Annotated in this window: 7 protein-coding genes; 6 read left to right on the top strand and 1 reads right to left on the bottom strand. The window is 69.5% G+C overall.

Annotation, left to right across the window (positions count from 1 at the left end):
* Nucleotides 1-116 precede the first annotated feature (116 nt).
* Together AB0959_RS43085 and AB0959_RS43090 are read left to right on the top strand one after the other, a co-directional pair.
* Nucleotides 117-635 carry a YbaK/EbsC family protein gene (locus tag AB0959_RS43085; RefSeq protein ID WP_366832317.1) on the top strand — a complete coding sequence of 173 codons (519 nt, stop codon included), beginning with the start codon at nucleotides 117-119 and terminating at the stop codon, nucleotides 633-635.
* Nucleotides 632-1,480 (top strand): DMT family transporter, encoded by an 849-nt coding sequence (locus AB0959_RS43090; protein ID WP_366832318.1) that lies wholly within the window; start codon nucleotides 632-634, stop codon nucleotides 1,478-1,480. Before AB0959_RS43085 ends, AB0959_RS43090 begins: the two co-directional genes overlap by 4 nt.
* 248 nt (nucleotides 1,481-1,728) lie before the next feature.
* Here AB0959_RS43090 and AB0959_RS43095 read toward each other — a convergent pair whose 3' ends face one another.
* Nucleotides 1,729-4,173: an FG-GAP-like repeat-containing protein gene (locus AB0959_RS43095; protein ID WP_366832319.1), complete on the bottom strand. Its 2,445-nt coding sequence runs from the start codon at nucleotides 4,171-4,173 to the stop codon at nucleotides 1,729-1,731.
* 256 nt (nucleotides 4,174-4,429) lie between these two features.
* On the opposite strand from AB0959_RS43095, the gene AB0959_RS43100 reads away from it, so the two are divergent.
* The 4 genes from AB0959_RS43100 to AB0959_RS43115 all read left to right on the top strand — a co-directional run bounded on the left by AB0959_RS43100 (nucleotide 4,430) and on the right by AB0959_RS43115 (nucleotide 6,552).
* Complete coding sequence (locus AB0959_RS43100; RefSeq protein ID WP_366832320.1) at nucleotides 4,430-5,188, top strand: MerR family transcriptional regulator; 759 nt, start codon at nucleotides 4,430-4,432, stop codon at nucleotides 5,186-5,188.
* Nucleotides 5,189-5,541: 353 nt separating this feature from the next.
* Entirely contained in the window at nucleotides 5,542-5,895 is a 354-nt protein-coding gene (locus AB0959_RS43105; protein ID WP_366832384.1) for a DUF6247 family protein, read from the top strand.
* Between the two features lie 68 nt (nucleotides 5,896-5,963).
* A complete protein-coding gene (locus AB0959_RS43110; RefSeq protein WP_366832321.1) occupies nucleotides 5,964-6,164 on the top strand; it encodes a hypothetical protein in 201 nt (66 codons plus the stop codon).
* Between the two features lie 112 nt (nucleotides 6,165-6,276).
* Nucleotides 6,277-6,552 (top strand): DUF1876 domain-containing protein, encoded by a 276-nt coding sequence (locus tag AB0959_RS43115; protein WP_366832322.1) that lies wholly within the window; start codon nucleotides 6,277-6,279, stop codon nucleotides 6,550-6,552.
* Nucleotides 6,553-6,563: the final 11 nt, after the last annotated feature.

Genomic DNA, 6,563 nt, shown 5'->3' on the forward strand with positions numbered 1-6,563 from the left:
GGGGGTCTGGGGGCGGAGCCCCCAGGGACAGAAGGGGACGGGTAGGGGCGGCGGGGGCGAAACACGCCCCGTAACCCAGTCGCATGGCCCGTACACCCACCGCTACCGTGCCCTCCATGACCGACGCTTCCGACGCCACCCCCACGACCACCTCCGGCGCCAGCCCCCGATTCGCCGAAGCGCTCACCGCGTTGGGGCTCGGCGAGCTCCACAACAGGATCCGCCGCTTCCCGGACGCCACCCGCACCGCCGCCGAGGCCGCCGCAGCGATCGGCTGCGAACTCAGCGAGATCTGCAAGTCCCTGGTGTTCGCGGCGGACGGCGTCCCCGTACTGGTCCTCATGGACGGCGCCTCCCGCGTCGACGTGGAGCTCGTACGGCGGGAGCTGGGCGCCGAGAAGGTGACACGCGCCAAGCCCGAGGTCGTACGGGAGACGACCGGGTACGCGATCGGCGGTGTGCCGCCCTTCGGACACCGTACGAAGACCCGTGTGCTGGCCGACCGTTCACTGCTGGACCACGACACCGTGTGGGCGGCCGCGGGCACCCCGCACGCCGTGTTCCCCATGGCCCCCAAGGAGTTGGTCATGCACGCGGGCGCCACCCTGGCCGACGTACGGGAGCAGACCGCGTGACTCCCACCGTGACCGCGGCTGTCCTGTTCGCCGCGGTCACGCACGCCAGCTGGAACGCGATCGCCCACCGCATCACCGACAAGCTCGTCGGCTTCGCGCTGATCTCGGGCGGTGGCGCGCTGCTCGGGTTCGCCGCCATGCCGTTCGTGGCCGTTCCGGCGGCCGGGGCGTGGCCGTACCTGATCGTGTCCGCGCTGATCCACCTCGTCTACTACGTGCTGCTCATGACGTCGTTCCGGCTGGGCGACTTCGGGCAGGCGTACCCGATCGCGCGCGGCACCGCCCCGCTCGTCGTGACCTTGCTCGCCGCCGTGTTCGCGCACGAGGTGCCGGACGGCTGGGCGGCGGCCGGCATCGCGCTGAGCTGCGCCGGGCTCACGGGGGTGGCGCTGTGGGGCCTGCGCGGGCAACGTCCGCACTGGGCGGCGATCGGCGCGGCCCTGACCACGGGCCTGTCGATCGCGGCGTACACGGTGGTGGACGGCCTGGGCGTACGGGCCTCGGGCTCGTCCCTCGGCTACACCGCCTGGCTGATGGCGGTGCAGGGACTGGTGCTGCCGGCGTACGCGGCGGCGTTCCGCTGGCGCGGGGAGACCGTCCAGGTGCTCCGCCCTTTCGCCGGCCTCGGACTGCTCGGCGCCGCGCTGTCCGTGGGGGCGTACGGGCTGGTCCTGTGGGCCCAGACCCGGGCGGACCTGGCTCCGATCGCCGCGCTCCGCGAGTCCTCGATCATCGTGGGCGCGGCGATCGGCGCGGTGTTCTTCAAGGAGCGGTTCGGGGCGCCGCGGGTCGTGGCGGCCGGACTGCTGGTGGTGGGCATCGGGTTGATGTTGCGGGCGGGCTGAGGGGCGTTTCGAAAGCCGCCCTGGCCCCGGCCCCGGGCCAGGGGCGGAGCTGGCACCGATCGCTCGCTCCGCGAGTCCTCAGTCAACGACGCGCGTCACGGCTCGCTCGCCGCAGGGCATGCCCGCACCCTGTGCCCGCCGCCCGCGTCCGTCGGATATCCAGTGCGCGAGGGGGGCAGGACAGTCCGTCGGGGCCTGGTGGCTGCATGCACCAGGCCCCGACGGGGAGGGTTCATCCGGTGGGGGCTCTAGGTGTTGCCGCCTTTGTTGAGCCAGGACCGGACGGATCCGCCGTCGTAGACGACGACGTAGTCGGCCTTTCCGTCGCCGCTGATGTCGCGGAACGTGGACTTGTCACCGGGGTATCCGGTCTCCCTGACGAAGTCGCGGATCTCGGTGAAGCCTCCGTGGCCCCGGCCGCCCTTGTTGATGTAGGCGTGGACGGCCCCGAGCTTGCCGACCATGAGGTAGTCCGCCTTGCTGTCGCCGTTGACGTCGGCGAGGCGGAGCCCGCTGCGGGAGCCGTAGGAGACGCCGGGCGCCCAGTTCCGGTGCTCCTTCCACTCCCAGCCACCGGTGTCCGACTCGAGGTTGTAGTAGGCGTGGACGGAGCCGTTCTCGCCGGCCCTGAGGTAGTCGTCGCGGCCGTCACCGTTGACGTCGGCGAACCGGACGGCTTCCTGCGGGACATCGTCGAGGGTCAGGCCGACCGGACCGCCCCCCGCCCAGACGAGGGTGTCTCCCTTCAGGTCGTTGACCAGGTGAACCCTGACAGCCTCGTTGGTGCCCGAGGGAGGGGCCACGACGACGTCGTCCTTTCCGTCTCCGTCGATATCGGCGAAGTGGAGTTTCCAGCCCTTGTGCCAGCTGATATCGAGGTCGAGGTCCGACTTCACCTCCTTCCAGCGCGGTTGGCCGGGCAGGTCCTCGCGGTTCACCGCGATGCGCAACGTGCGGTTCTTCTCGTCGATGCGCACGTAGTCGTCACGGCCGTCGCCGTCGAAGTCCGCGAGGTCGGTGCGGCCCGAGGGATGGCTCATGCCGGGGGCGACGACACCCAGCGGGCGCCAGCCCGGGCCTGCCTTGCTCTCGTCTCCGCCCGGGTCAGCGGGATCGCATCCCTTGCCGTTGCCCGGAACAGGTTCCTTCAGCCACCCCTGCCGCTCGGCGAGCATCAGCGAGTCGCGGAACTTGCCGGCCATCTCGCGGTAGCCCTCGTCGTGGGGGTGCGAGCCGTCGACATCCGCGGTGGTGAGGTCTCCCATGTCGACGAGGCGGACGTGCTTGCCCTGACGCTGGCGATCGTCGACGAGGCGGGGCAGTTCGGCGTTGAAGCGGTCGATCTTGGCCTGCATCCCCGCCTTGGTCGAAGGGGTCACCGTCGCCACCAGGACCGTGGTCTCCGGGGCGTCTTTCAGGATCTGGTCGATCAGGGCACCCAACCGCTCCGGAGCACCGCGCTCGCGGTCCTGGTTCATGTCGTTCATGCCGGCGATCAGGGCGACCACATTGGGCCGGTACGCCTTGATCGAGCATTCCGCCTTCACTGCGAGTTGGTCGATCCGGTTGCCCGGGTGACCCTCGTGGTCGCGGTCTCTCATGCGCCCGGAGCGCTGGGAGCCAACCATGTTGATGTCCCGCCGCACATGGGAACCCGTGTCGTCGACGTAGCCGTTGGTGCGGCTGCCCTGGGAAAAGTAGTGGCGGCCTCCGTTGCCTTGGGTGCTGTTCTCCCCGGCGGCGATGGAATCGCCCAGCCAGGTGATCCTCATCTCCGCGGGCCGCGGGGGCTCGTCGCGCTGGTTGGGGCCCATCTGCACCGGGTGGTGATCGGAGATCCCTGGTCGCAGGAGGTGCATCGGAGGGTCGCGGTCGAACTGGTCGCTCACCAGGTAGTCCAGCTCGCGCTCCACGCCGTTCTCGCTGCGGTGCGTCGGCTGATGGGTGCGGTAGGTCCACGCCGCAGGGGGGAACTGCGCCCGGTTCTCCAGTTCCTCCGGGGTGGTGTTGAAGTCACCGCCCACCGTCCACTCGTACTGGGTGCCCCAGGACGCGACAGCGTTGTTGATCGCCGTGAGCATGCTCGCGGAGTCGCCGCCACCGCCGGACAGGCCGTGGAAGGTGAAGTACCAGTGGTTGCCGAAACGCACGCCCAGGGCACGGCGGCCGGCGTCAACGGGGTTTTCGACCACCCGGACCTGGTCCGGCGTACTGCGGGTGATGACTTCGACGTTCACCCGGCCGCCGGTGCCCGACCCACCGTTGGAGTCCGTCTGCAGGAAGTAGGCCTCGTACGGTGTGCCCCTGTTCGAGCCGGCTGGGTTCCACAGGCTGTTCTGGTATTCGTGCCCGTCCACCGTGGTGCGGGTGACCGACGAGATGCGCCGTTGGTTGTCGTCGTGCAGGCTCGACGGCGGACCGGGACCAGCCTCCTGCAACAGCAAGATGGATGCCTGCTGCAGGTAGGTGCGAACCTGCCGCCACTTGGCACCGGATTCGCCGCCCAGACTCTCGCCCTGCATGTTCCACGTGATGACCGTTCTGTCACCCGGACCCTCGGCGCGCGCGGACTGCGGGGTGAGGACGACAACGGACAGTGAGGCAGCCAGAGTTGCGATCGCGAGGGCCACCGCAAGCAGCGCTCGTAACGGTGCGCGGCGGGGGGTGGGCGGGCGGTGGTCGGTCGTGGTCATCCTGTCCTCCCGGATTCGGTCGTGGTGGCGGGCAAACCGAGAAACAGGAAAGACTGTGCCGTTACGGCACACTCAAGCCGCGAACCGTGTGGGACGGGTCACTTCCGGGTGGTCGAGGTGGTCGAGGTGGTCGAGCGCTGCGGCGTCCACCCTCTTGGTCAGGCCGCGTTTGACTGTGCCGCGACGGCATGGTTTCGAGTGGAGTCCGTCGGTGCGGACGCGCCGACGCCCGGCGGCGGGACGGAGTGAGAGCGTCGTGGCGTGGAGCACACGTGAGATCGCCGAGCTCGCGGGCACCAGCCTGCGTGCGGTACGGCACTACCACGAGGTCGGTCTTCTCTCCGAGCCGGAACGCCGCGCCAACGGCTACAAGCAGTACGGGGTGACCCACCTCGTCAGGCTGCTGCGCATCAAGCGCCTTGTGGACCTGGGGTTCTCTCTGTCCCGGATCGCCGAAATGGGCACTGCCGACGACCACCCGGAGGAAGCGCTGCGCGCCCTCGACGCCGAACTGGCAGCCACGATCGAACGGTTGCAGCGGGCCAGGATGGAGCTGAGCCTCATCCTGCACCAAGCGGCGCCGACCGACCTGCCACCCGAGTTCACCGCGGCGGCGGACACCCCGATGCCCGAAGCGGATCGCTCGTTCGTGACCGTCATGGGTACGGTGCTCGGCCCGAAGGGCATGGATGCCTACGCCGACTTCCTGCAGAACCCCACCATCGGTCCCGTAGGTGAGGAGTTCGAGAGGCTGCCCGCCGACGCCGATGAACACACCCGCGCCGACCTGGCCGAACGCATGGTCCCCAGCCTGCACGCGCTGTACCGGCAGCACCCGGGACTGAGTACGCTGCGCGCCGATGCCCCTGGTGGTGAGCGGTTCGCCAAGCGGACGGTCGACAAAGCGCTCACGGACCTCTACAACCCCGCCCAGGTCGACGTCCTGCGCCGCCTGGGCGTCCTGCTCGCGAAGACAGAACAGTCCGAACCGCCCGACCAGACAGAGCCGGGCTGAGTAGGGTCGGGGACAGGGGGAACGCGACCGTTGGGGGTCGTTCGCGGTTCAAGTGAGGCCGGCTGATGCCGGCGTCGCGGCACCTGGTCCGCCCGCTTGGCGTGAGGGAAGTCGTGCACCGGCTGAGGCCATTCTGTAGGCCGCCCCAACAGCCGGGGCCTCCGCGTCGCCGACCCCAAGCGCGACCGCTCGGCACAAAACGTGCCACCAGAGGTCAGTCCACCGAGGCCGTCTCCTCAGACGGGTCCAGGCGGGTGCTGTATCGCTTCTGCGTCACTCGTTCGAGCGTGGGAAGAGCACTCATGCCCGATACGCTGACGCATGGGATCAGAATCGCGCCCATGGGAGTAGCCATGACCACCTCCGCCGCTGGGCAACCACTCATCCCCCAGCCCCCTGCCACGGTTACCGCGCTGCGGCAGGCCATCCGTCAGATTGCGCCTGCCGCACTACCGGCATTCACCCGGGAGTTGGACCAGGCGGCCGACCAGTCCCGGCAGGGCTCCGATCTGGCGCCGCTCCAGGGCTTCATCGCCCAGTGGGCCACCTATGTCCACATCCAGCGTCAGCCCTACCTGGCAGCAGAGCTCCGCCGCTGGGAAGACACCGCCGAGTCGGGCGACGCCGCCCAGGCACGGCAGGCCGCCTCAGAGATCGGACGGATGCTGGACGAAGCTCACGCGGCCATCGGCCTCCCGGCCCGGTGAGCGGGGAATGGCGCTGGGAGTACGACCCTGACCACGACCACGTGGCTGGTGGCATTCCGGTTCACGCGGTGGCGGAAGTGGAACGTCTGGCCGGCCAACTCGTCGACCTTGCCAGTACGGGCATTGACGTCAGCGATCTCGGCAACGGCCCCCGACCGGGCGGTCTGCGCCGCATGGACGCCGTCGGCGGCTGGTTCTACTACCTGGTGGCACCGCGCGACCCGTTGATCATCATTGTCCGTATCGTGCCTCCGTTCGACGCGCTTTAGCCATCACACCGCAAGGCCGCCTGGGCCTGGGCCTGGGCCAGGGCCTGTCGACGTCGTGCATCGGCGGGCGTGGAGGGGCACTCTGGAAGCAGCGGTTCCGGAGGTGATCGTCATGACGCACACCGCGATCGGATGGCATGTGGAGCTGGAATTCCAGGAGGACGATCAGCGCACCAGGGCGGCGGCTCTCGTGCGGCTGCCCGATGGGCAGGAGGTGCGGGCCCACGGGTACGCAAGCCGCCACCACACCGACTCCAATCAGCCGCGGGTCGGTGAGGAGGTCGCTGGGGCAAGGGCCCTGAACGAACTGGCGATGAAACTGCTCACCAAGGCGCACGACGAGATCGACGAGGCGTCCGGCAGGACGTCCCACCCGATCGCGATCTGAGCGCGGTCACG

The sequence above is a fragment of the Streptomyces sp. NPDC046862 genome (assembly GCF_040704615.1).
Lineage (GTDB): Bacteria > Actinomycetota > Actinomycetes > Streptomycetales > Streptomycetaceae > Streptomyces.